The organism is Citrobacter sp. Cs237, from assembly GCF_030332325.1.
GTDB classification, from domain to species: Bacteria; Pseudomonadota; Gammaproteobacteria; order Enterobacterales; family Enterobacteriaceae; genus Citrobacter_A; species Citrobacter_A sedlakii.
In genome coordinates, this window is record NZ_JAOWIB010000085.1 from 1 (window position 1) to 1,509 (window position 1,509).

Consider the following 1,509-nt stretch of genomic DNA (forward strand, 5'->3'; position numbering starts at 1 on the left):
TTTTTTTTGATGATGATGCCACCTTAGTGTCAACGACAGATCAAGAAAGCCTCATAACCTATGCGAATGATGCATTTATTCACGTTAGCGGCTTTAGTGAAAGTGAACTACATAATCAACCACATAATATCGTCCGGCACCCTGACATGCCAAAGGCAGCTTTTGCGGATATGTGGGCAACCCTTCAGCAGGGTAAACCGTGGTCTGCTCTAGTCAAAAACCGTCGTAAAAATGGGGACTTTTATTGGGTTCGCTCTAACGTTACCCCCGTAGTCCGTGATGGAATAACACGCGGATATATGTCTGTGCGCACTAAACCATCAACAGGCGAGATAAATTATGCAAATAATTTATATAACAAACTCTTAAGTGACAGCGGGAGATATTATTCATTTAAAAATGGAATGATAGTAAGAAAAGGATGGAGAAGGTTATTAACACTAGATAAGACAATTCCAATACGCTGGCGAATCAGACTCTATTTATCATCCTTGCTACCACTTTTTATTATTGCAAATTGGTTGCTAGGGATAGATTCAATCACATCATTAATTTCCTCATCAATATTAACAGTTGCACTACTTGCAATGATTTTCATTTTCGATAGAAAGATATCCGCACCGATAGAGAATATATCGAAACAAGCCATAAATGTAGTAACTGGCTCTTGCCATAAGATAGAACAAAGTGAAAGGGTTGACGAAATAGGGATGACTCTCAGATCAATAAGCCAGTTAGGACTTATGTTCCGATGGTTAGTTAATGATGTAAGCAATCAGGCAAGTGTGGTATTAAAAAAAAGCTCCGACATAGCACAAAATAACAAATCATTAAGCAAGCACACAGAAAACTCAAATATAAACATTCAGCAAACCGCTGCTGCCATGAATGAATTGATTGCAACAGTAAAATCCAACGCCGAAACATCACAAGAAGTCAAAGAAATTTCTGAAAAAACTCAAGACACTGCGTTAAATAGCGAAAAAATCATGGTAAAAATGATGGAAATGATGTCTGAAATCTCAGATAGTTCAAAAAGAATAGCAACTATAACCAGTGTGATTGATAGCATAGCGTTTCAGACTAACATACTAGCTCTTAATGCAGCAGTGGAAGCAGCACGCGCGGGAGAGCAGGGTAAAGGTTTTTCTGTTGTTGCAGGTGAAGTTCGACATCTTGCACAACGTAGCGCCAAAGCCGCAAATGAAATAAAAGAATTAATAGAAAGCAGTTCTAATAAAGTTACTGCCGGAACCGAGTACACAGAAAAAACAGGAAAATCCATGGGTGAAGTTTTATCCAAAGTAAAAGGAATGGCAGAATTGATCACACAAATAAGCGCTGCGACATCTGAACAGTTTATTGCATTACAGGAAATTAGCTCCGCTGTGGAAAACTTAGACAATATATCTAATAAGAACTCAGCTCGCGTATCGCAAAATGCAATGGCATCAACTGAACTTGCGCACCAAGCAAACCGTTTGTCAGATGCAATCAATGTTTTTAGAT

General features: G+C 38.5%; 1 protein-coding gene. It reads left to right on the plus strand.

Going from position 1 to position 1,509, the window contains the following annotated elements:
- The coding region (locus OGY07_RS02940; protein WP_286598558.1) for a methyl-accepting chemotaxis protein at window positions 1-1,509 on the plus strand (1,509 nt) is incomplete at both ends.